This window comes from Streptococcus sp. SPS1 (assembly GCF_030439915.1).
GTDB lineage: Bacteria > Bacillota > Bacilli > Lactobacillales > Streptococcaceae > Streptococcus.
Window position 1 is genome coordinate 99555 of record NZ_JAQFJG010000002.1, and the last position, 22700, is coordinate 122254.

Consider the following 22700-nt stretch of genomic DNA (forward strand, 5'->3'; position numbering starts at 1 on the left):
GTTTCCAGTTTGACTCTTAATTGTTTAAAATCGAAATAAGGGTGGTCTAGAAAGAACTAGCATGGTGCACCTAATTCCTTACCAGTTATTTTAGCAAGAGATTAGACGACAATAGGACAATTCACCTCTAATTATTGACATTTCAGGAAAAATCGCAGTAAAAACTGCACAGCCTTCTTTAAATGTGCTATAATACTAGAAAAATACTTGTGGAGGTTCCATTATGGCAATATTTTTCATGATTTTTCTGATTGTTTGTGTGTTCCTATTGCTGATAGTCACACTGAGCACAGTTTATGTGGTTCGTCAGCAGTCGGTGGCGATTATTGAACGCTTTGGGAAATACCAAAAGGTTGCCAATAGCGGTATTCATATTCGCTTGCCTTTTGGGATTGACTCGATTGCAGCGCGGATTCAGTTGCGTTTGTTGCAAAGCGATATTGTGGTTGAGACTAAGACCAAGGACAATGTGTTCGTTATGATGAATGTAGCGACTCAGTACCGTGTCAATGAGCAGAGCGTGACAGATGCCTACTATAAACTCATGCGTCCAGAATCTCAGATTAAATCTTATATTGAAGACGCCCTTCGCTCTTCTGTTCCCAAATTAACTTTGGATGAATTGTTTGAGAAAAAAGATGAGATTGCCCTTGAAGTTCAACACCAAGTAGCAGAAGAAATGACAACTTATGGCTACATTATCGTGAAAACCTTGATTACCAAGGTCGAACCAGATGCAGAAGTTAAGCAATCCATGAATGAAATCAATGCAGCGCAACGTAAGCGGGTTGCAGCGCAAGAATTGGCGGAAGCTGACAAGATTAAAATCGTCACTGCAGCTGAAGCCGAAGCAGAAAAGGATCGCCTTCATGGTGTGGGGATTGCCCAACAACGTAAGGCGATTGTGGATGGATTGGCAGAGTCTATCACCGAACTCAAGGAAGCCAATGTTGGCATGACAGAAGAACAAATCATGTCCATCCTCTTGACCAACCAGTACTTGGATACCTTGAATACCTTTGCCTCTAAAGGAAATCAAACCATCTTTTTACCAAATACGCCAAATGGTGTGGATGATATCCGTACTCAAATCTTGTCAGCCCTCCGTGCTGAGAAGAAATAATAGACTAAAGAGCTTGGCAACAGGCTCTTTTTGCGTTGCTTTTGTTAAGAAAAACAAAAAACATTGATATACATTTAACTAAAAATTATTGTATATTGTCTACTTTAATTAGGAATGATAAGGGAATAACTAGAAAGATTTGTGAATACAGACTATTTCTGATATACTAAATATACAGTAATAATGAATGATGGGAGATGAGATGAAAGAATTTCAATTTGAGAGAAAGCAGCGTTTTTCTTTGAGGAAATATGCAATAGGAGCTTGTTCAGTCTTGCTAGGAACGAGTTTATTTTTTGCTGGTGTGGATCCTCAATCTGTACAGGCTACAGAAACGAGTTCAACACTAATTTCAAGTCATTATTTGGATGAGCAGGATTTATCTGAAAAGCTGAAATCTGAGTTGCAATGGTTTGAAGAAAATAAGATTGAGGTAAAAGAGGGAAAAGAATACTATTTTATCTATCGAAAATTGGCTACAAGATTACCAGAAACAGGTCTTTTTTCTAATGATGGGATGTTTATCTTGGGAGCAGGATTATTATTGCTTTCCTTCACTTTAATCAAGAGAAAAAAGGGAGCGTCTTACTTCCTTGTGACAGTCTTTGCTGTTGGTGGTTGGGGAGCATCCATCTCTGCTTTCGAAAATCTGGTAGAATTGCAATCAGCCCTTGTTAAGAGAGTAGAAGGTCAGTTTTTACCAAGTCCTGAAAGAGTCCAAGGATATGAATTTACGGGATATTATTTGGTAAGAGATAGTGCTAGCAAGGAACTTTCTGTTGATAAGGTAGAATCGCCAGCATTATCTCAAAAGGAGGGCAGTTCAGAACCTCAATCTAAGAAGATTGTACCACAGACTGCATCGCATTTTAGCTCGACTGAAGACCTTGTGCAATCTCCTCAACCATCCTACGCAGTTGAGAAAATTGTTGAAGCTCCTGCAAGCAAACAAGCTCCTGATGAAATTGTGCCCATAGGGACTAAGGAAAAAGTTGCAGGAAATCCCCAAGTAGAACAACCGAAAGCAGAAAATAATAGTGATTATAAAACAAGTCCTGAGGAAGGTGTGTTAAATGTCACAGTAGAGAAACCAGAATTGCTAGTCACTACAGAGGAGGTTGCTTTCCAAACGATAGAACAAGAAGATGCAACCTTAGCTAAAGGGCAAACTAAAGTTGTTCAAGAAGGTGTTGTTGGTGAACGCACCATCTATACGGAAGTCACTATCGTTAATGGGGAAAAATCTAGCAAAGTTATAGAAAATATAATCACAAAAGAGCCGGTGGATAAGGTGATTGCAGTTGGGACTAAGGAAGAAGTTGCACCAAAACCAACACAACCTGTAACTCCAGAGCCAGAGGAAGTTAAACCAGTTCAACCTGAAAAAACTCCAATAGTAGAGAATGAAACAGAGACAAAACCAGCTGATGGAATAGGACAACCAAGACCAGGAGCAGAAGAAACGCCGGGTACAGAAGCAACACCCGACGAGAAACAAACACCTGACAAACCCGAAGCTGAGCCGAAGCAACCAGATCCAGCAACCTCAGCCATGGAATCAGGGGGCGAGGAAAATCAAACTCATGCCCCACAAGGTACTGAGTCCCAGCCACCATCTAAAGAAACTGCTGAGAGAAAAGATTCTGATCCAGCAGCACCAACCGTGGAATCAGGACGCGAAGAAGATCAATCTCCTGCGGAACAAAAGGGTGAGGAGAACCAGCTGGAGAATCCAGTTGAGGGGGTCAAAGATGTTGGTGAGTCTGCCCCACAAGAAACCCAAAAACAACCAGAACAAACGGCTCCATCTCCAGAGGTCAACCCAAGTCAAGGAAACGAACCAGAACCAGCTGTTCAGCCTGAACCCTTAGCTCCCCAAGAGCAACCAACTGTCCCAAGTCCAGTAACTAAAGAAAAAGTATTGGCATATAAAACAACATATAAAGCTTCACCAGCCTTAAATTACAAAGAGCAACGAGTAGAAGTAGTAGGCGAAAATGGTAAGGAAGTGACAACTACTTCTTACAGTTTTGATGAAAGTACTGGGAAAATAGTAGAAAACACTTCAACAAAGATAGAAAAACATCCAGTAGATAGAGTTGTTAAGGTTGGGAATGTAGAAGAAACAAGATCAACAGTCAAAAGAGGTGAACAGTTTGTTGCGGATGAGTCACTTGATAAAGGTGTCAAAGAAGTCAGAAATCAGGGTCAGGACGAAGAAACGACAACAATAAAAGTTTACAAAGTAAATGAACAAACAGGAGACTTAACTAAGCCAGATGTAACGAAAAAAGTCGCTAAGCCAATGCAAGCGAAAATAACGGCAGTAGGAACAAAACCAACAGTTCAATCACAAGAAATTCCTTTTAAGACAGTTTATGAAGCAAATCCAGCGTTAGATTACAATCAGAAAATAGAAGAAACACCAGGTGAAAGAGGGCGTACAGTATCAACTACAAAATACACAGTAAATCAAGAAACAGGAGCTATCTCAGAAGAAACTACAACAGAAAACACTCCAGCTAAAGACAAAATAGTAAAAGTTGGAAATGTAGAAAAGATAGTGTCACCTATTGATATTACTGAGGAAAGAAAAGATGATCCTGAACTTCCGAAAGGAAAAGAAGTAGTTGAGGATGCAGGTGAACAAGGGGAAACAACCGTCACTAAAACTTATGAAGTTAATCCGGAGACAGGAGAGTTAACAAATCCAGTAGAGAAGACTGAAACAACTAAAGCTATGCGCCAAAAAGTAATCTTGGTTGGTACTAAAGAAGACAAACCGCATTTACTACCAGAAAATAGTGAGTTAGAAAATGCAGTGGATGTGATGGAAGCTAGTAGAGAAATGAAGTCTGTAGACTTCTTAACAGATGAAAACTTTAAAGCCCAACTAACTCCGCCGGCTTTAGAAATAGAGCGTGATTTTTATAAAAAACGCAGTGAGTTGAAAAAAACGCAGCCGCAGATAAGGGATGATGAAGTAAGAGAAATTCTACGAAAAGAATATCTTGAAAAATTATCTATTAAAGAAACACTCGATGCGACTAAAACCGATTTAGAAGCTAGTTTGAAAAAAGTTGCGGCGCATACCTTGAGTATTTTAGGTGACAATCAACAAAATAGAGAAAAAGTAAAAGGTGATATTGAAGCTAATAAAGAGAAAATATTACTAGGATTATCCTATATCAATCGTTTTTATAATATTGATTTTGGAGATACCAATATCCGTGATATTCTAGCTTATAATCCAAGCTCATTTGGTAAGAAAGAGGTTACTGCTTTAGATTGGTTAACACACCTTGGGTCTATGAGTTATGATGAATTAAGATTAACCAATAGTCCAAAAACATTTGAGAAATACTTTGGTAAAATTACAGATAAACCAACATTATTAGATTTCCTAGATTACAACAGAACTACATTCACTAATATGGATGGTGATACGTGGTTGAAGAAAGCGACTAAAGCTATCGTAGTTGAAAAAGCTTCGAAAGAAAAAACTGATGAAAAAGTAGACTTATATACAAAATTAACTACTCCTCCTGAGAAATATGGAGCTGAAAATCTTCAAATTGAAAGTAGAAGACAACAAAATGTAGCTACATTATTAGGTTTGGTAAATATTAAAGAACCAAGCGTGTATGCTATAACTAACATAGCGACGGTAACCTACGGAAACATCGGAACGTATATGGATACTTCTTTAAAGAAAACAAATAAAGCTAAGTATACCGAAGAGCTTAATAAGGTTAAAGAATTGATAGAATTAACTGCGACAAGACAGGCTAATTATGTTGATACTTTATACAGAATTACAAAAGAAGAAAATCGTCCGAAACTAATTACAAATAGAGTAATTGTAGATACGATGAAGAAATATACGACAAATGTGACTGCTGGAATAACGACAACATGGTCTAAAGAATCAGGACCAACAGCAGATAAAGGGGTTAAAGACTTTATGACACCTCTAGGATTGTATTCACCATCGCAAAATGTAGGTGCAGAAGCCAATGGAGTGGGTGTCCGTTACTTTATAGATAGAGTTCTTGATGATAGAGGTTCAGCGACTTACTCTCACGAAATGACGCATTTATTAGACAGAACAGTACTGTTTAATAATCATGGTCGTCGAGATGGTACAGCGGCAGAGTTTTATGCTAGAGGAATCTTTGAAAATTCTTACACACCAGAGACAGATACATATTTCAACTTAAACTTCGTTTACGATGAAAGTAAGAAAAATGGCTTTTACAACAAAACACCAGATAGATTCAAAACAGCTGCAGATTTGAAATCTTATATGCATGGAAGTTTTGATGTGTTATATAGTTTAGATTATTTAGAAGCGGAAGCAACAAAACAACTTACAGCAGAAGATAAAACTAAATATTTCAAAAAAATAACACCAATTGCGTCGACAGGAACTAGAGCGACAGTAACATATAAAAATCCAGCGGTTAAAGCTACGCACAAGAGTGAAAAAATCTCAGAAATTACACTAGATGAAGCGAGAGATCTATCGGATATCAATAGCTTGATTGATAATAATATTTTAGTGAACCGTTACATTATAAAAGGATTTACTGATAAAGGTACTATTCAAGCTAATGGATATTATTTAGTGGATATGTTTGATACCATTTATGGTGTTAGTCAAAATGACACTGGTATGAGTGGGGACATCACCTTTAGAAAACAAGCATTTGAATTGATGGCTGCTTTGGGCTATTATGAAGGATTTGTACCTTATGTGTCAAATCAATACAAACAAGCAGCAGAGGCTGAAAACAAGCCTCTATCTGATACTTACATTTTCAATAAAATTTTGAATGGTAAGAGCTATGCTGAGTTCAAAAAAGCACAGTTCAAGGAAAGAGTAGCTAAGATTGATCAATTGAAACCTTTGACAATCCAATATGAAGGTCAGCAAATAAGTCTGACAAGTCAGAAGTTAAGTGAATTGATGCAGAAAGCTGTTTTAGCTGAACTAGCCCAGATAAAAGCAGGCAATACCACGGCTAAAAAGTTTGAGTTTATCGAAACCCCAGTTCAAAAACTGAAACAAGCGATTTATAAAGCTTATCTCAAAGATTCAGATGACTTTAGACAGTCGATTTACAATAGTTAAGACCAAAGGGACATCTCTCTGGAATGAACATTCAGAGAGGTGTTTTTTTTGCGCTCTTGTGTAGACGAAAAAGGAAACGCAACAGTAACATTACCAGACGGTTCTACAGCAACCATTTCTAAAGATAAACTAGTGAAAGATACAAACGATGATAAAGCTAAACGTCGTTTAGATAACCTAGACTTTGACTTCAGTAAAGTAACAGTAGCGAATCTTGAGAAGATTACTGATAAAGAAAAAGAACAATTCCAATTCATGATTTTAGGTGCTATTACAAAAGTTCCAGAATTTGATTTGAATAGTTTAAAGAAAGAAACAGACGATCAAGGAACTACAATTTACACATCTAAAAACGGTGCAAAAATTATCATCGACAAAAATGGTAATGCAACAATCGTTACAAAAGATGGTGAGAAAGAAACAAAAGAAGTAGCTATTAGTATCGATGAAAAAGGAAATGTGACTATCGTTACAAAAGATGGTCAAGTATTAGCTATTCCAAGAGATGACGCATTTAGAGAAGTTTATTACTCAGAAGTTGACTCTAAGACAGATAAATCTAAATTAGAATCAGTAATTCACCAATTAGATGACTTAATCATCAATCAAGCAGATAAATTGGATGAAAATAGTACAAAAGAAGCTAAAGCATTATTAGAAGAAGCTAAGAAAGTATTTGCCAATGCAGACGCAAGTCAAGCAGAAGTGGATGCAATGGTGAAACGTATCGAAGACTTTATGGCGAAAGTTTCTCCAGCAACTGACCATACAAGCCCGGCTAAGGACCAAGCTGCTCAAACACCAGCTGTAGCTCCAGCTAATGCTAGTCAAACAGCATCAGCACAAGCAAATACGCGTAAAGCAGCTAAAGAATTACCAAATACAGGTACAGCACTATGGTAGTAGCTGCCGCAAGTGCTTTACTTGGTCTTGCAGGTCGTCGTCGTAAAGAAGACGAAGAAGCTTAATTGGTAGATTGTTTGATAATTATCGAATAATAAGTCCGATTTTCAAAGCTTAAACAAGTACCTCTCATAAGAAAATCTCCTAGCAGGAAAGTCTGCTAGGAGATTTTTGCATTATGTGACTATTATACTCTACCATACTTTTTGGAGTTTGCAGATGTATAGTGAGTTGAAGCTGGAATAGTATGCTGTGACTTCTAAAACATTGCTAGAAATTGATTTGACTTTCCTGATTGATTTGTTCAGATTTAATTTCACTATGATACCAAAGCTTTTTTAAGAGGTCAGTGACGCGTCAAGAGCAATGAGAGCTAAACAACAACGTGAAAACCAGCGTCTTTAGGTGCCGGCTGGTAATTTGGATTTATAGCCCTGGTACAGAGGCTGGATAAAACTTAACTTCAGGAAAAAGTGAAGTAAATTTTCCGCAATAAAACGCCTAGTATCAAGATTTTTCGACACGTGACAATATGTGTTTTCTAATTTTAAATATTTTTTGCCCAGCATCATGATTTTTGTTTAGTATAAGAACACCTTGCTTGGCGTAGGGTGTTTCGCGTGAAACAGAGGGATTATCTAGTTTCAAATACTACAGTTAGACAAACTTATGTTAAAATGATGAGAGGGAATGTCTCTTAGGAGCAACCCTATCGATTAGCTATTAGAGGTATTATGGTACACTTAAAATTAGTAAAACAAGAAATAGAAGCTGAAAAGCCAGCATCTGTAGAAGCCTGGGTCATTTCCGTCAAATTTTAAAAAGGTTGCTACCGACATATACAGATTCCAAAAACAAAAACGTTAGCGGAACTAGCAGATGTGATTTCATGGAGTTTTGATTTTGCAAATGATCATGCTCATGCATTTTTCATGGATAATGTTGCGTGGAGTCATGCAGATTCTTACTTTCTTAGCTTTGTCAGTGACGATGTTGAAGAACGTTACACAGAAAATGTCTATCTGGATATCCTAAGTGTCAAACAAAAATTTAAGTTTATTTTCGACTTCGGTGATGAATGGCGTTTCGAATGTCAAGTGCTGAGAGAAATCGAGACAGAGGACGAAGAGGCTTATCTCATACGTTCGGTTGGAACGCCACCAGAACAATATCCAGATTATGATGGTTTTGACTATGAAGAATGGTAGAGTGGGTAGTTGAGAAACAAAAAATAATCCACTAGTGCTAAACAGAAATCAAAAAGTAAACTACAGGACTAACCACAGACAGATTAACATTCTTTTTGAGGTTGTAGATAAGACTGACAAAGTCAGGAACATATATCTATGGTAAGGCGAAGCTGACGTGGTTGAAGAGATTTTCGAAGAGTATGAATTTTAAAGAAAGGCCAAGATACGGAGATAATCCCCAATCAGTGCCACTTCAGCTACAAAGAAGAGGAGGATAATGACTCCGTTCACAAGGATAGACAAGAATAATTGATAGAAGGAGTCGCTTTCACTTGCTTGATTTGGTCTTGTAATGATATGAAGGCTAGCAAGCAGGATGATTCCAATGCTAATCACACACAAGAGGGCTGTAAATCGTAGGCTGTCAAAGAAGGCAAAGAAACTAGCAGTAGCAGTGAGGAAGATTGGAATTGCCAAGAGTTGACTATATTGTTGGAGAACCTTTTCTAGCGTCCAGTCCTTTTCTTGGTAGATAAATCGTCTCACAACGAAACTACCCAAGAGGAATGAAAAGAAGAAGAGTGTGGTTGCTACTAGGATAGAGATGATTGAAAAGAGAGTTAAAGGAGCTAGTTGTTCAGGGAAGTGGCTGTTTATAGTTGCTATATGTCCATAGTAAGCATGTTTGATGTGGTAGATACTAAAGAAAAAGGAAGATGCAGAAAACAGAATGAGCAAGAGAAAGGCTGTATAGCTGTGTGTGCTACTTGTTTCAAGATTGTTCGTAGGAGATTTGATTGCTTCCACTAGCCAAGACCAAAAATCAAGCGCTTGCTCTTTCCATTTATCCCTAGATTTTGGAGCTTGGTCGGGGATATAGGGACTTTCTAAAGATTTACTGATAAGAAGGGGCTCTTTCGTGGTTGCTTTTTGCTGAGGAAGAGCTTCTTGGCTTTCTTCAGCCATAGTGACTTTTTCTGTTTCTTTAGAAAGGTCTGGCTCTTCTTCAGTAGAATTAGATGCTTTCTTTTCTTCTATTTCTGTTCTCGCTTCACTGTCTTCTGGCGTTTCAATTGTCTCTTCTTGCTGGCTTTCCAGTTCGACTGCAGCTTGAGAGACTTCCTCCTCTACTTGAGTATTTTTTTCAATTGGTGTATCGAGATCGGCTATCATTTCTTCAGTCTTGTCTGCAACCTCTTGAGCTTGCTCTTCAGGCTTGTTCTTACTTGTTGTTTTTACAAAATCATTACTTTCAAACCATTCTTGTTTCATGGTAGAACCTCCTTTTTAGTTAGATAAATATGCTTCTATAGTAGCAGATGTAAGCGTTTTTGTCAACGTCTGCTTGGTGTGGATATTAGTTCAATATCATCATCAGATCTCGCAATGAGTTGATCCTTGACATCGGTTTTTTCAGTTTTGTAAGGGTTGCTTAATTCCGTGCCTCTTGATTCAGGCTTTTCTCTTGTGAATTGGTGGATAGAACCATAGTTGCTTGAGATGTCCCAGTTAATTCGTTGGCTCTCTTTCTGGTCTAGGATGATTCTGAGATAATATTTGGCAGTCAGTTCAACCCTACCATGGACTTGGATATTTTCAGCGTGGAAGTGATGTTCTGTTGACTCTAGCTGACTATCTGTAAGGTCTGTATCAAAAATATTAATGATATTAGGGGTTGTGAGTTTACTGTTTTTGATACGACTTCCTTCAATTCGGAGGAGATAGCCATTATTGGTATTGAGGGTCGCATTTTCAAGGCTGGCATTGGTGATACTGGTTTGACCGCGATTTGCTGAGATGTTGATTCCTTTTAGAGTTCTCCCTTTTGGCAATTGGAGAATAACTTCTTCAAAACGACGAGAGTAGCTGCTTGCGATATGGAGAATCCCGCCAATTCCAGAAGAGAGAAATGGAGTTTCAGACAGTTTCTTATCAGTGAGGGTCAGCGTTTTATCGTTCTGATTTGTGATAAGATCATGGTGAGCAGAAAGAGATGGATGGTAAGAAATGTGGATTTGATCATCGAAAGAGTCTGTGATGGTCAGTGCGTGTTGATGGAGAGTAATCTCTAGGTTTTCGACTTCCTTGCCAAAGGTCAACTCTTCCATCCGACTATCATAGACAGGCTCCTTGGACATGGCAAGCAGACTCTTAATCCCGTCAGATTGGATTCCTACAAAGAGCAGGATAAAGCCGATAATGGTAGTCACCACACCAAAAATGAGAAATCCTTTTGTCAATTTACGCATGCTGGTCACCTCTCTTTCCTTTTTTGAGAACCAATTGCACCAAGCGAACAATGAGTAGACCGAAGAAGCGAGCTACATAGGAAATACCTAGTAAGACTAGTGAAGAAGCACCGATAGCCAGTAAACCAGAACCGAAAATCAAGATAAAGGCTGATTTGGCTTGGGCTAGGACAGTGAAACTTTCAACTAAAAATAGGAATCCGCCGATGATACCCAGTATGGAAACCGCAAAGAAAGCTAGAATGACAGTCAAGGCTGCCACAAGGATTGCGAACAGGGTCACGAGAATGGCGATTCCCAAAGGAATGCCGATGGGTGCTGCAAGGAGGGCTAATAAGGCGACATGTAAAATTTGTCGGTTATTTTTTTGAGCAGGTGCTTCATTGATTTTTTTATCGAGAAGATTGGAGAGAACCTCGTGAGCCGCTTCTTTGGGAGTTCCCAAGCTAGCGATAAGTTCTTCTTCTCCTTCGACTCCAGCATCATCAAAGAGTTCCCTGAAATAGTCCATGGCTTCAATTTGGTCAGCCTGAGGCAGTTTTTTGAGATAGAGTTCTAGCTGAGTCAGGTATTCAGTTCTTGTCATGGCGGATACTCCCTTCTATGATGCCATTGATGGTGTCTGTATAGAGTGCCCATTCATCTTTTAGGGTCAAGAGCTGTTCTATACCACCATTTGTCAAGGAGTAGTATTTGCGCATGCGACCTTGGAACTCTCTAGAATAGGTTGTCAGAAAGCTATTGCCTTCCAATTTTTTGAGAATGGGATAGAGTGTGGATTCTTTGATATTAGCGATCAGCTTAATGGTTTGGCTAATCTCATAACCATAAGAATCCCCTTTTTCCAGTACGGCCAAGATGAGAAATTCAATCAAGGCAGAGGATGTTGGAAAGTACATGGGAAACCTCCTTTTCTAATGTGTAAGATTTTTATATATAATTTTTCTACACATACATTGTACATCTAAAAGAAAGCCCTGTCAAGAGAAATGTGTAAAATTTTTATATATAAAAAACTTCTAGGAAAAACTAGAAGTTTAGAGGAACTAACATCAGCTATTTCACAGAAATTTATATTTTAAAGATAAGCTAGAATCATGATGTATAATCTAGGACATGCTTTGAAACAGATTCCTTTCCCATCTAAACCCTTATCTTCCTCATTTATTCCATAGCTTTTATCAATTTATACGTCTCCATAAAACGAAGACCTCGGGCTCTCTTACTCGCTGTGATTTCTTCATAGATATCACCCAAGGTGCAGGCAGGTGCTAAAGTCCACAGAACATAATCTTCTAATATGACCTTACCAATCTTCTCAAATTTATCTAGTAAAAGCCCCAAATCCTTGTGATTAAACCAACAGTCAGTATCAATAGCATACTGTCTATTATTCATCTTGCAAGCAATCTCGCTATTCAAAAAATCCGTCATATTGGGCTTATTCTTTTGTAGCAACCTTGTAAAGGCTAGGTGATATTCTATTTTTCTCGTACTTTGGTTGAGAGCTGAAACAAAACCGACTCCGTATTCATTTTCAAATTGAACTACAAGCACATCTCCTACCTTAAAGTACGGCTCCCTCTTTGTTTTTGCCTTTGGAACTTTAAGAGGTTTCGGATTGATACTTTGTAGCTGAATAGCTAGTTTATCAAGTACTTTCTGTCTTTGTTTCAATGCTTTGCTGTCAATTTCAAGCCAGAACTTATCCGCTCCTTTTTCGATAATTTTGAGAGTTTTATTTTTTATGTCTTCTGGTAAATGTCCAATCTTCCACAAGGAGTAGGCAAAGGCTGTCCAATAAATCTCAGTATAAAAATCATCTATACAAAAATTATTTTCATCATTTAAAATATCTTCGATTATCTTAGCAATATTTTCGCCGTTTTTATATCTTCCCACTATGGTGTTATAAATATCGTAAGCATCATCGCTGTCTATAATCTTTACTCCGTCTATTGCCATGGCAACCTCCTGATTATTCTCGGGTAGTTATTTTACAAAGGGCGAGATTCTCCAGTCCATCATTATCACCGATATAATTGTTTCAACACTTATTGTTTATATACATTTATTGTTTATATACATTTATGTATCTCTATCTGAACCTTGATGTGTTTACTACCTGTACTCTTTATCGTAAATCGGAGGAAGATTAAAATACCTGTCTTCAATCTTGATTCGGGGACAGAGTAAGCCATCTTGATAGACATAGCCTTCAAATGGAGGGTATTTATCCAAGCTTTCTAGGATGTCATCAGGCAAACATCTAAAATCATAATCCCTCAATGCCCCAGCACCAATCAATCTTTCAGTCAGATGTGCCTTGATTTCTTTTTCATATTTTTTGAGAAATATTTCTCGATTGATTTCAAAGAGAGCCCTATCGCCTTCATCCAACTCATAATAGCGGTCGTAGCCTGCAATCCAAGAGATATGAACACACAGTAGATGTTTTGCTATCTCTGGACAATAACCGATTGCAAACAAATTTTCCCTGTCGACTTGCCGATTTTCTATTGTGATATTTTGTATAAAGCGAGTCATAATAGTCTCCATTTTAAACATTGACTTAAGCAAACTTTCAATCTAAAAATCCCTTAGCTCGTCAAATACTTGTAACAGTTTTTCTTTATTGATATTGAATTCAGCTGGTATCAAATTTAAAAGATCAACAAGAGCAGCGTAGATGTCCTCCCGTTCGCTTGTTTCAATAAAACAGTTACGCTTGTCCATTTTATTAAAGCCTTCGGTATAAACTCTTACTAAGTCAGTGACTTGCTGCATCATTTCGTCAGCTGAACTCTTAACGAGCTTGCTAATACCAGCTCTCGTTTTTTTATATAGAGTAGCTGCCTTTTTTGCGTTTGCGGCTGAAATATTCTCTTGTCCATCCCATGAACGAAATGGATTGTTCAAGTTTTGTGCCAGCCATTCAGATTTTCTAGGTTTTTGAATCCAGAGATTTAGTCCCTTTTCTTGTTGTTTTTTATAATATGTTTTAGCTACTTTAGCGGCATCTTCGGGTAAGCTACTCATCCAAAACATGTTTAGTTTCGGTAAATCTTCTGGTCTAGGAATATCTTTTGCGGTAAAGCCAAACAGGTCGACGGTTGAAAAAACGGCTAGTTCTTTGAATTCTGATAATTTATAGAAATTACGGATGTTTCCTGGTTTTCCCCACAATCTCAATTCCCTAAGTTTAGGATAGCAACTCAAGACTTGTGCAAAATCGATTTCCAGAATACCTGAGCAATGTAGAGCCCCTAAATCTTTTAATCCCTGGACTATGGGCACAGATTTATGAAGCAGTAACCGTAAATTAGCTCCATTTTCTTTGGCTTGGATCTGACAGTTTTCGTTAAAGTCGCCAATTAAAATTAATTCTTCCAAATCATCGTTTAATTGAAGTTCCTTTACGCCGGTCATATCAAGGGTCAGTCTACGTAGATATGTATGAGAGAAATCTAACTTTGTTTGTTCATGGTTTTCAAGCTTTATCACATTCAAAAATGGATTGAACTGTAGATACTCGTATAAATTTTGAGGCCATTTGTTTAAGGTTAGTTCAGACAAGCAAGGGAAAACCTTCAATTCCAGAGCATCATCAAACTCTGTCAGTTTACTATTCAGATTTTGCCTAGAAATAGCACATTCTTCCCCTAGAAATAGGACCGTTTCCTTGCTCTTATCCGCCTTTTTAAAGAAGTCTCTTTTCTCTTTTGGTATTTCTTGCCATTTTAGTTGCCTATAAACGTCGTAGCCATTTTCCCAAGAAACCGCATATGCATTGGTGCTTTCAGTCGTTAAAGGTGATCTATTTCCGATAAAAATATAATTGGCTGGGACATTAATATCTACATAAATTAGGTGTAGGCCTCGTTCCCAGTACATAAAATCTTTGTAGAGTGGCTTCAATGAGGATAGTTCTTCTTCTTTAAGAGGTTGTTCTCCTACCCAGTCTAATGACAGAAGGATAGCCTTTAGCTTTTCTCCTTTCTCTTCTAACTTCGTTATTTGACAAGCTGTGTATTTTTTTAAATGGGTATTGTAAACGCAATAGACGTCTCCAGCTTTTGCGAACATATCAATTTCTCCTTAAATGTTTTTATAGTCCTTGGACAATTGAGATTTTTTATCAAATTAACTCTTCTTAATGGCGTTGAAACAGTTAAAGTTGATTCAAGATTTTACTTCAGATAGATCTCTGGTCTATCAATAACTATGCCGGACTTCAATTCCAAAAAGTAATAATTTTTTAGGTTCCCATACTGTTCTAATCTAAACAAGTTGTATCTAGGACTTTGTCTAATAATATTATACCATTTTTTTAGATAGGGGCAGTGGTTGGCTGGATACTTCTCTTTATTTGAAAAGGAATGAAGCTAAAAAACCAGACAGAGTCTGGCTTTGCATTATTTATATCTGAGAAGTATTTTAGAATAATTAGAGAATTTTATCAGCTCTGTCCACTGTAAAGAGGGCCACAGTCATCAGGATATCGACGAGTAAGAGGGCAGCTACAGCTGGTACCCATGAGTGGAAAAGGTCAAAACTGTAACCAAAGAGAGTCGGTCCAAAGGCTGCTAGGATATAGCCTCCTGTTTGAGATAAACCAGACAATTGGGCAGTCTTTTCAGGGGCGCTTGTCTTGAGTGAAAAGTTGACCATGAGATAAGGGAAGAGGGCGCTGGTTGCGGTTCCGATGAGGAGATGGATGGCAAGCCAGTAAAAGAAATTACCGACTGGGAAAAAGAGCATGGAAATGCCGACCACACCAGCTAGTGAGACCAGAGTGAGCATGAGCTGACGGTCGCGAGTTGACAAGCTGGTTGTCAGGCTTGGGATGGTCATTGAAAAAGGAATGCTGATCAGAGAGAAGATAGAAGTCAGCAAGCCAGCTTCGTGACTGGATAGGCCTGCATGGATGGCCATGGTAGGTAGCCAGGTCATAGCGGTGTAAAAGAGCAAGGATTGAAAACCTGCAAAGACAATAATTGCCCAGACCTGTTTATTATGCATAACCTTTGTTTGACTTTTTTGTTTGGTTTGTGGAGCCAGTCTGTGATTATAGCGGTGATTTGGGAGCCAGACCAAAAAAGTTGCTAGGCAGAGCAGGGTGAGGAGGATGATAAGTCCTTTCCAAGAACTGGCTTGTGTAATAGGCACAGCCAGATAGGAGGTCAGAGCCGTCGCAACCCCCATAGAGCTTACATATAAGGTGGTCAGAAAACCAATCTTCTTTGGTTGATTGGCTTGGATAAGACTAGGAAGCAGAACATTGATGACTGCGATACTTGCCCCAACCATCAAGGTTCCTAGATAGAGCAGAGGCAGATTGATTAGTCTAATGAGAGAACCGATGGTCAAGAAGAAGAGGCTGTAGGTGAAGAGATGCTCCAAGCCAATTTTCTGAGCCAGTCGGGTAGAAAATAGCGAGAAGAGAGTAAACATGAGGAGAGGAAGGCTGGTCAAGACACCAAGTGAACTAACTTCTACCTCCAGACCTTGCGAAATATCTCCCAAAATAATGGGTAAAACAGTAAAAGGAGTCCGCAAGGAAACACCAATCAGGATAATACCTGGAACAAAAAAGAGTGATTGCTTTTTCATATAATACCTCTTCTAGCTGATTTTAATAACAGCTTATTTTAAGGTTTTTTCCTTATAATGTCAAGTAAGGTTTCTGGCTTTCAAGATAAAAATGGGAAAGTCTTGAAAATTATGATAAAATAGTGGAAGGAAATCTATACATTGGAGAAAAACTGTGTCTGAAAAGCAAAAAATCAGCGTATTGATGTCGGTCTATATCAAGGAAAATCCGACATTTTTAAAGGATGCTATTGAGAGTGTTCAAAATCAGACCCTGAAACCGAGCGAATTGGTTCTGGTTGAGGATGGGCCTTTGACACCTGAGCTCTATCAGGTGTTAGACCAAGTGGAAGCCCAGTCTGATATTCCAGTGAAACGCTATCCTCTTGAGCAGAATCAAGGTTTGGGTCTGGCTCTTCGACAGGGTGTTTTGCAGTGTCAGTATGATATTATTGCCCGTATGGATACGGATGATATAGCAGTTCCAGATCGTTTTGAGAAACAGGTTCAGCTAATGGAGAAGGACAACCTCGACCTATTAGGTGGCCATATTGCAGAGTTTATTGATAATCCTGATGAGATTGTTTCTTACCGTCGTGTTCCGACTCAACATGCAGAGATTGTAGCTTATCAAAGGATGAGAAGTGCCTTTAACCACATGACTGTCATGTTCAAGAAGGACATGGTTCTCAAGGCAGGCAACTATGAGGATGGGCTTTATATGGAAGATGACCTCCTCTGGCTCAATATGATTGCTGCAGGAGCCAAGACTGGAAATCTGGATCAAATCTTGTGTAAGGTTCGTGTCGGAGCAGGGATGTTTGAGCGTCGTGGGGGACTGCGTTACCTCAAACTCTATCGTCAAGCTCGTCAGCGCATACTGAAGAGAGGGCAAATTTCTTACATGGAGTATGCCAAGAGTGTTGCCATTCAGATGGTTGTTGCCCTTTGTCCCGGATTTGTCCGACAGTTTATTTTTATGAAACTGTTAAGAAAAAGCAATTAAAAGATTGTAGCAAATCGTAAACTAGAGAAAAAGTGTTATAATAACAATATAATGCTCTTCGAAAATCTCTTCAAACCGCGTCAACGTCGCCTTGCCGTATATATGTGACTGACTTCGTCAGTCTCATCTACAACCTCAAAACAGTGTTTTGAGCAGCCTGCGGCTAGTTTCCTAGTTTGCTCTTTGATTTTCATTGAGTATAATCATCCAGCTCTTTTAAGGAGGAGTAAATTTCTATGAATAAAAAACTCACAGATTATGTCATTGATCTGGTGGAAATTTTAAATAAACAACAAAAGCAGGTTTTCTGGGGAATATTTGATATTTTCAGTATGGTGGTTTCCATCATTGTATCTTATATTTTATTTTATGGGCTGATTAATCCAGCACCTGTTGACTACATTATCTATACGAGTTTGGCCTTCCTGTTCTATCAATTGATGATTGGATTTTGGGGGTTGAACGCTAGTATTAGTCGTTACAGCAAGATTACGGACTTTATGAAAATCTTTTTTGGTGTGACTGCCAGCAGCGTCTTGTCATATAGTATCTGCTATGCCTTCTTGCCACTCTTCTCCATCCGTTTCATCATTCTCTTTATCTTGTTGAGTACCTTCTTGATTTTATTGCCACGGATTACTTGGCAACTAATCTATTCAAGACGAAAAAAAGGCAGTGGTGATGGGGAACACCGTCGAACCTTCTTGATTGGTGCTGGTGATGGTGGGGCCCTCTTTATGGATAGTTACCAACATCCAACCAGTGATTTGGAACTTGTTGGTATTTTGGACAAGGATTCTAAGAAAAAGGGCCAAAAACTTGGTGGAATTCCTGTTTTGGGTTCATATGATGATCTGCCTGAATTAGCCAAACGCCACCAAATCGAACGTGTTATTGTTGCGATTCCGTCGCTTGATCCGTCAGAATATGAGCGTATCTTGCAGATGTGTAATAAGCTGGGTGTCAAATGTTACAAGATGCCTAAGGTTGAAACTGTTGTTCAAGGTCTTCACCAAGCAGCTACTGGCTTCCAAAAAATTGATATTACGGACCTTTTAGGCCGTCAGGAAATTCGTCTTGACGAATCGCGTCTGGGCGCAGAACTGACAGGTAAGACAATCTTGGTTACAGGTGCTGGAGGTTCAATCGGTTCTGAAATCTGTCGCCAAGTTAGTCGCTTCAATCCTGAACGCATCGTCTTGCTTGGTCATGGGGAAAACTCAATCTACCTTGTTTATCATGAATTGATTCGTAAGTTCCAAGGGATTGATTATGTACCTGTGATTGCTGACATTCAAGACTACGGTCGTCTCTTGCAAGTCTTTGAGCAGTACAAGCCAGCTATTGTTTATCATGCAGCTGCCCACAAACACGTTCCTATGATGGAGCGCAATCCAAAAGAAGCCTTCAAAAACAATATCCGTGGAACTTACAACGTTGCTAAGGCTGTTGATGAAGCCAAAGTACCTAAGATGGTTATGATTTCGACAGATAAGGCGGTTAATCCACCCAATGTTATGGGAGCAACCAAGCGCGTGGCGGAGTTGATTGTCACTGGCTTTAACCAACGTAGCCAAACGACCTACTGTGCAGTTCGTTTTGGGAATGTACTTGGTAGCCGTGGTAGTGTCATTCCAGTCTTTGAACGTCAAATTGCTGAAGGTGGGCCTGTAACGGTCACAGACTTCCGCATGACCCGTTACTTCATGACCATTCCAGAAGCTAGCCGTTTGGTTATTCACGCTGGTGCTTATGCTAAAGATGGAGAAGTCTTTATCCTTGATATGGGCAAACCAGTCAAAATTTATGATTTGGCCAAGAAAATGGTCCTTCTAAGTGGACACACCGAAAGCGAAATTCCAATTGTTGAAGTTGGAATCCGCCCAGGTGAAAAACTCTACGAAGAACTCTTGGTATCAACCGAACTTGTTGATAATCAGGTTATGGATAAGATTTTCGTTGGTAAGGTTAATGTTATGCCTCTAGAAGCCATCGATCAAAAGATTGAAGAGTTCCGCACTCTTAGTGGAGATGAGTTGAAGCAAGCCATTATCGCCTTTGCCAATCAAACCACCCACGTTGAATAAAAAAGAAAACGCATATTATCAGGACTTGAAACCTTGGTAGTATGCGTTTTGTTATGTAGAGATTTATACTCTTCGAAAATCTCTTCAAACCACGTCAACGTCGCCTTGCCGTATGTATGGTTACTGACTTCGTCAGTTTCATCTACAGCCTCAAAACCATGTTTTGAGCTGACTTCGTCAGTTCTATCTGCAATCTCGAAACAGTGTTTTGAGCAGCCTGCGGTTACTTTCCTGGTTTGCTCTTTGATTTTCATTGAGTATTACTTCATTTTCTTCTGAAATGGAGTTGTTGCCCAGTCTATGTTATTGAAAATACGCCAAAACCTCTAAGGGTTTGTGGGCGATATAATCAGGCTGATAGTTTAGTAGATCTGCTTGCTCTCCAAATCCCCAAGTGACGGCCAATTTCTGAATGCCTGTTTCTTGAGCTCCCAGCATATCAAACTTGGTATCTCCGATGATGATGGCTTGTTCCGGTGCTAGTTGATGTGTCTGCAAGGCTTGGCGAATGACATCTGCCTTATGGGGTGCTTCAGGGCTGGAACCATAAATGCCATCAAAGAAATGATAGATTCCCAAGTTTTTAGTCATGTCTTGAGCAGTAGGTGTATTCTTTGTCGTGGTGATGTAGAGAGGATAATTGCTTGATAATTCCTCAAGCAAGTCTACAATCTGAGGAAAGAGTTGAGCTTCATGGATTCCTTTTGCCTTGTAGTAAGAACGGTATATCTGGACAGCCTCAAAAATTTGTTCTTTAGGCAGGCAGGCCGCAAAACTACTTTCGAGAGGTGGCCCCATAAAACCACGAATCGTTTTGGCATCAGGGCTAGGCACCCCCAGCTCCTTAAAGGTATGGGTAAAGGCATTGTGAATCCCGATAGAACTGTCAACGAGGGTTCCATCCAGATCGAAAAAGATAGCTGTGATAGAGGTCATGGTTTCTCCTATTTGATAAGCTTATTCTCCGAAAATTTCTTTTTGGAGGCGACGACCAGTTGGGGTAGCAGCTAGTCCACCTTCAGCTGTTTCACGGAAGGCAGTTGGCATGCTTGCTCCTACTTGGTACATGGCATCGATAACTTCATCCACAGGAATTTTAGATTCGATACCTGCCAGGGCCATGTCTGCTGCGATGAAGGCAAAGCTAGCTCCCATAGCATTGCGCTTGACACAGGGAACTTCAACCAAGCCGGCAACAGGGTCACAGATGAGGCCTAGCATGTTTTTAATGACAAAGGCAATGGCCTGACTGGCCTGATAAGGTGTTCCACCGGCAGCTAGAGTCAAGGCAGCAGCACTCATAGCAGAGGCCGAACCAACCTCGGCCTGACAGCCACCTTCAGCACCTGAGATAGAGGCGTTGTTTGCGATGACTAGTCCAAAGGCACCGGCAGCAAAGAGGAAATTCAGCTGTTGCTCGTGGCTGAGGTCTAATTTTTCAATAGCAGCTGTTAGAACTGAAGGCAGACAGCCAGCACTTCCAGCGGTCGGAGTGGCACAGACCAAGCCCATTTTGGCATTGTGCTCATTGACTGCAATGGCATTTCGGGCAGCTGAGAGAATCGTGTAATCTGATAAAGTTTTTCCGTTTTTGATGTAGTGATCCAATTTGGCAGCATCTCCACCTGTCAGGCCACTACGAGATTTATTTTCATTGAGGCCAAGTTGGACAGAGGCTTTCATGACCTCCAGATTGCGTTCCATGAGAAGGAGGACTTCTTCACGTTCGCGACCGGTCAATTCAAACTCAGTTGTAATCATGAGTTCTGCGACATTTCCTTGAAAGTCCAGATCTGCTTGCTCGACCAATTCTTTAATAGAATAAAACATGCTTCCTCCTATTTAAAGAAATTGACATTGTGGAGATGAGGGATTTTTCGAATTTCTTCGATGGCCTCATCACAGTTGCGACTGTCAACTTCGATAATCATAATAGCTTTTTCACCAGCTTTTTCACGAGTAACATTCATCTGGGCGATATTGATACCATAGCGTGAAAGGGCCTCTGTTACGAGGGCAATCATGCCTGGAATATCTTGATGAACAATGATGATAGTCGGTGTATTCATATTGAGAGAGACGGCAAAGCCATTGAGTTCGGTTACCTGAATATTCCCGCCACCGATAGAAATACCAGTCACGCTGATAGTCTTGTGGGCATTTTTGACGGTAATTTTAGTGGTATTAGGATGAGGAGCATTACTGTCTTTCTGAATGGTCCAGACAATCTTGATGCCACGCTTGTGGGCAATCTCCAGACTATTTGGGATTTCAGGATCATCTGTATCCATGCCTAAAATACCTGCAACAAGGGCTAGGTCTGTTCCGTGACCACGATAGGTTTTGGCAAATGAGTTAAATAGTTGGAATTCGACTTCTGTCGGAGTATCATCAAAAATGGAAGAAACAATCTTCCCAATACGAACAGCACCAGCGGTATGGCTACTAGATGGGCCAATCATAACTGGTCCGATGATATCAAAGACAGATTGAAAACGAAGTGATTTCATCAGTTTCCCCTTATAAAAATTCTTATCTCTATTATATCAAAGAATAAAGGTCTTGACTTTAATTGTAGATGAAAACCTTTCTAATACCTCAAATAGCATAAAAATAGTATCTTTTATGACAAAAAACACATTATTTAGGGAAATAAAAAATAATTTTGTAATATTTCTACATAAAAGTGTCAAGAAACGGTAATATTTAAAGGGTATGATAGAACTATAGAAAGAAGGAGAATTTTCGAATATGAAATCAATAACTAAAAAGATTAAAGCAACTCTTGCAGGAGTAGCTGCCTTGTTTGCAGTATTTGCTCCATCATTTGTATCTGCTCAAGAATCATCAACTTACACAGTTAAAGAAGGTGATACACTTTCAGAAATCGCTGAAACTCACAACACAACAGTTGAAAAATTGGCAGAAAACAACCACATTGATAACATTCATTTGATTTATGTTGGTCAAGAGTTGGTTATCGATGGCCCTGTAGCGCCAGCAGCACCAGCTTCAACGACTTATGAAGCTCCAGCTGCCCAAGACGAAACTGTTTTAGCCACAGTGGCAGAAACTACAGAGGTAGAGGAAGAAACTCCGGTAGTAGGTGAAACAGTAGCAGAAGAAACAGTTGCTTCAACTGTAAGCGGATCTGAAGCAGAAGCTAAAGAATGGATCGCTCAAAAAGAATCAGGCGGTAGCTACACAGCTACAAACGGACGTTATATCGGACGTTACCAATTGACAGATTCATACTTGAACGGTGACTACTCAGCTGAAAACCAAGAACGTGTAGCAGATGCCTACGTTGCAGGACGTTACGGTTCATGGACAGCCGCTAAAAACTTCTGGCTTAACAACGGATGGTATTAAGAACTAATGAATAGAATAGTATAAAAAGTCGGGGGAATTTCCTC

General features: G+C 39.4%; 19 protein-coding genes and 1 pseudogene. 8 read left to right on the forward strand and 12 right to left on the reverse strand.

The genetic code is table 11. The features are described 5' to 3' along the window. Positions 1 to 238: 238 nt before the first annotated feature. The 4 genes from PCY12_RS02440 (at position 239) to PCY12_RS02455 (ending at position 8368) form a co-directional block, all read left to right on the forward strand. Entirely contained in the window at positions 239 to 1123 is an 885-nt protein-coding gene (locus PCY12_RS02440) for an SPFH domain-containing protein (RefSeq protein ID WP_025172684.1), read from the forward strand. Positions 1124 to 1325: 202 nt separating this feature from the next. Further along, positions 1326 to 6257: a ZmpA/ZmpB/ZmpC family metallo-endopeptidase gene (locus PCY12_RS02445; protein ID WP_301351364.1), complete on the forward strand. Its 4932-nt coding sequence runs from the start codon at positions 1326 to 1328 to the stop codon at positions 6255 to 6257. A gap of 48 nt (positions 6258 to 6305) precedes the next feature. Then, positions 6306 to 7160: a hypothetical protein gene (locus tag PCY12_RS02450; RefSeq protein ID WP_301351366.1), complete on the forward strand. Its 855-nt coding sequence runs from the start codon at positions 6306 to 6308 to the stop codon at positions 7158 to 7160. 881 nt (positions 7161 to 8041) lie between these two features. Then, on the forward strand, positions 8042 to 8368 hold the full coding sequence (locus tag PCY12_RS02455) for a hypothetical protein (protein WP_301351367.1): 327 nt from the start codon (positions 8042 to 8044) through the stop codon (positions 8366 to 8368). 189 nt (positions 8369 to 8557) lie between these two features. Here the strand turns inward: PCY12_RS02455 and PCY12_RS02460 are convergent, their stop codons facing one another. The 8 genes from PCY12_RS02460 to PCY12_RS02495 form a co-directional block, all read right to left on the reverse strand. Further along, positions 8558 to 9622 carry a DUF6574 domain-containing protein gene (locus PCY12_RS02460; protein ID WP_301351369.1) on the reverse strand — a complete coding sequence of 355 codons (1065 nt, stop codon included), beginning with the start codon at positions 9620 to 9622 and terminating at the stop codon, positions 8558 to 8560. A 62-nt stretch (positions 9623 to 9684) separates the two neighbouring features. Further along, entirely contained in the window at positions 9685 to 10599 is a 915-nt protein-coding gene (locus tag PCY12_RS02465) for a DUF4097 domain-containing protein (RefSeq protein WP_301351371.1), read from the reverse strand. Beyond that, complete coding sequence (locus PCY12_RS02470; RefSeq protein WP_301351372.1) at positions 10592 to 11185, reverse strand: DUF1700 domain-containing protein; 594 nt, start codon at positions 11183 to 11185, stop codon at positions 10592 to 10594. Before PCY12_RS02470 ends, PCY12_RS02465 begins: the two co-directional genes overlap by 8 nt. Continuing rightward, entirely contained in the window at positions 11172 to 11498 is a 327-nt protein-coding gene (locus PCY12_RS02475) for a PadR family transcriptional regulator (RefSeq protein WP_000273854.1), read from the reverse strand. Before PCY12_RS02475 ends, PCY12_RS02470 begins: the two co-directional genes overlap by 14 nt. Positions 11499 to 11763: 265 nt before the next feature. Next, positions 11764 to 12564: a hypothetical protein gene (locus tag PCY12_RS02480; protein ID WP_301351374.1), complete on the reverse strand. Its 801-nt coding sequence runs from the start codon at positions 12562 to 12564 to the stop codon at positions 11764 to 11766. A gap of 156 nt (positions 12565 to 12720) precedes the next feature. After that, a complete protein-coding gene (locus PCY12_RS02485) occupies positions 12721 to 13146 on the reverse strand; it encodes a hypothetical protein (RefSeq protein ID WP_061438612.1) in 426 nt (141 codons plus the stop codon). Between the two features lie 42 nt (positions 13147 to 13188). After that, positions 13189 to 14685 carry a gliding motility protein gene (locus PCY12_RS02490; RefSeq protein ID WP_301351376.1) on the reverse strand — a complete coding sequence of 499 codons (1497 nt, stop codon included), beginning with the start codon at positions 14683 to 14685 and terminating at the stop codon, positions 13189 to 13191. Between the two features lie 360 nt (positions 14686 to 15045). After that, positions 15046 to 16212 (reverse strand): MFS transporter, encoded by a 1167-nt coding sequence (locus tag PCY12_RS02495; protein WP_301351378.1) that lies wholly within the window; start codon positions 16210 to 16212, stop codon positions 15046 to 15048. Positions 16213 to 16269: 57 nt separating this feature from the next. Here PCY12_RS02495 and PCY12_RS10305 point away from each other — a divergent pair. From PCY12_RS10305 to PCY12_RS02505, 3 genes and pseudogenes are all read left to right on the forward strand, one after another. Then, positions 16270 to 16417 (forward strand): annotated as a pseudogene (locus PCY12_RS10305) (glycosyltransferase family 2 protein); the annotation flags it as partial. After that, on the forward strand, positions 16397 to 17197 hold the full coding sequence (locus tag PCY12_RS02500) for a glycosyltransferase (protein ID WP_367316706.1): 801 nt from the start codon (positions 16397 to 16399) through the stop codon (positions 17195 to 17197). The pseudogene PCY12_RS10305 and the gene PCY12_RS02500, both read left to right, overlap by 21 nt. Before the next feature lie 236 nt (positions 17198 to 17433). Continuing rightward, positions 17434 to 19284: a nucleoside-diphosphate sugar epimerase/dehydratase gene (locus PCY12_RS02505; RefSeq protein WP_301351381.1), complete on the forward strand. Its 1851-nt coding sequence runs from the start codon at positions 17434 to 17436 to the stop codon at positions 19282 to 19284. On the opposite strand, the gene PCY12_RS02510 is transcribed toward PCY12_RS02505, so the two are convergent. Genes PCY12_RS02510 through sdaAB form a run of 4 tightly spaced genes read right to left on the reverse strand, consistent with a single transcriptional unit; the run spans position 19263 to position 21794 of the window. Further along, the gene (locus PCY12_RS02510) at positions 19263 to 19538 is read right to left on the reverse strand and encodes a hypothetical protein (protein WP_301351383.1); all 276 of its coding nucleotides are present in this window, start codon (positions 19536 to 19538) and stop codon (positions 19263 to 19265) included. The two genes, PCY12_RS02505 and PCY12_RS02510, sit on opposite strands and share 22 nt — an antisense overlap. Before the next feature lie 49 nt (positions 19539 to 19587). Beyond that, on the reverse strand, positions 19588 to 20220 hold the full coding sequence (locus tag PCY12_RS02515) for an HAD family hydrolase (RefSeq protein ID WP_301351384.1): 633 nt from the start codon (positions 20218 to 20220) through the stop codon (positions 19588 to 19590). A gap of 21 nt (positions 20221 to 20241) precedes the next feature. Continuing rightward, on the reverse strand, positions 20242 to 21114 hold the full coding sequence (gene sdaAA / locus PCY12_RS02520) for an L-serine ammonia-lyase, iron-sulfur-dependent, subunit alpha (protein ID WP_301351385.1): 873 nt from the start codon (positions 21112 to 21114) through the stop codon (positions 20242 to 20244). An 8-nt stretch (positions 21115 to 21122) separates the two neighbouring features. After that, on the reverse strand, positions 21123 to 21794 hold the full coding sequence (sdaAB, locus tag PCY12_RS02525) for an L-serine ammonia-lyase, iron-sulfur-dependent subunit beta (RefSeq protein ID WP_000838912.1): 672 nt from the start codon (positions 21792 to 21794) through the stop codon (positions 21123 to 21125). A 241-nt stretch (positions 21795 to 22035) separates the two neighbouring features. Here sdaAB and PCY12_RS02530 point away from each other — a divergent pair, with 241 nt between their 5' ends. Continuing rightward, complete coding sequence (locus PCY12_RS02530) at positions 22036 to 22656, forward strand: LysM peptidoglycan-binding domain-containing protein (protein ID WP_301351386.1); 621 nt, start codon at positions 22036 to 22038, stop codon at positions 22654 to 22656. Positions 22657 to 22700: the final 44 nt, after the last annotated feature.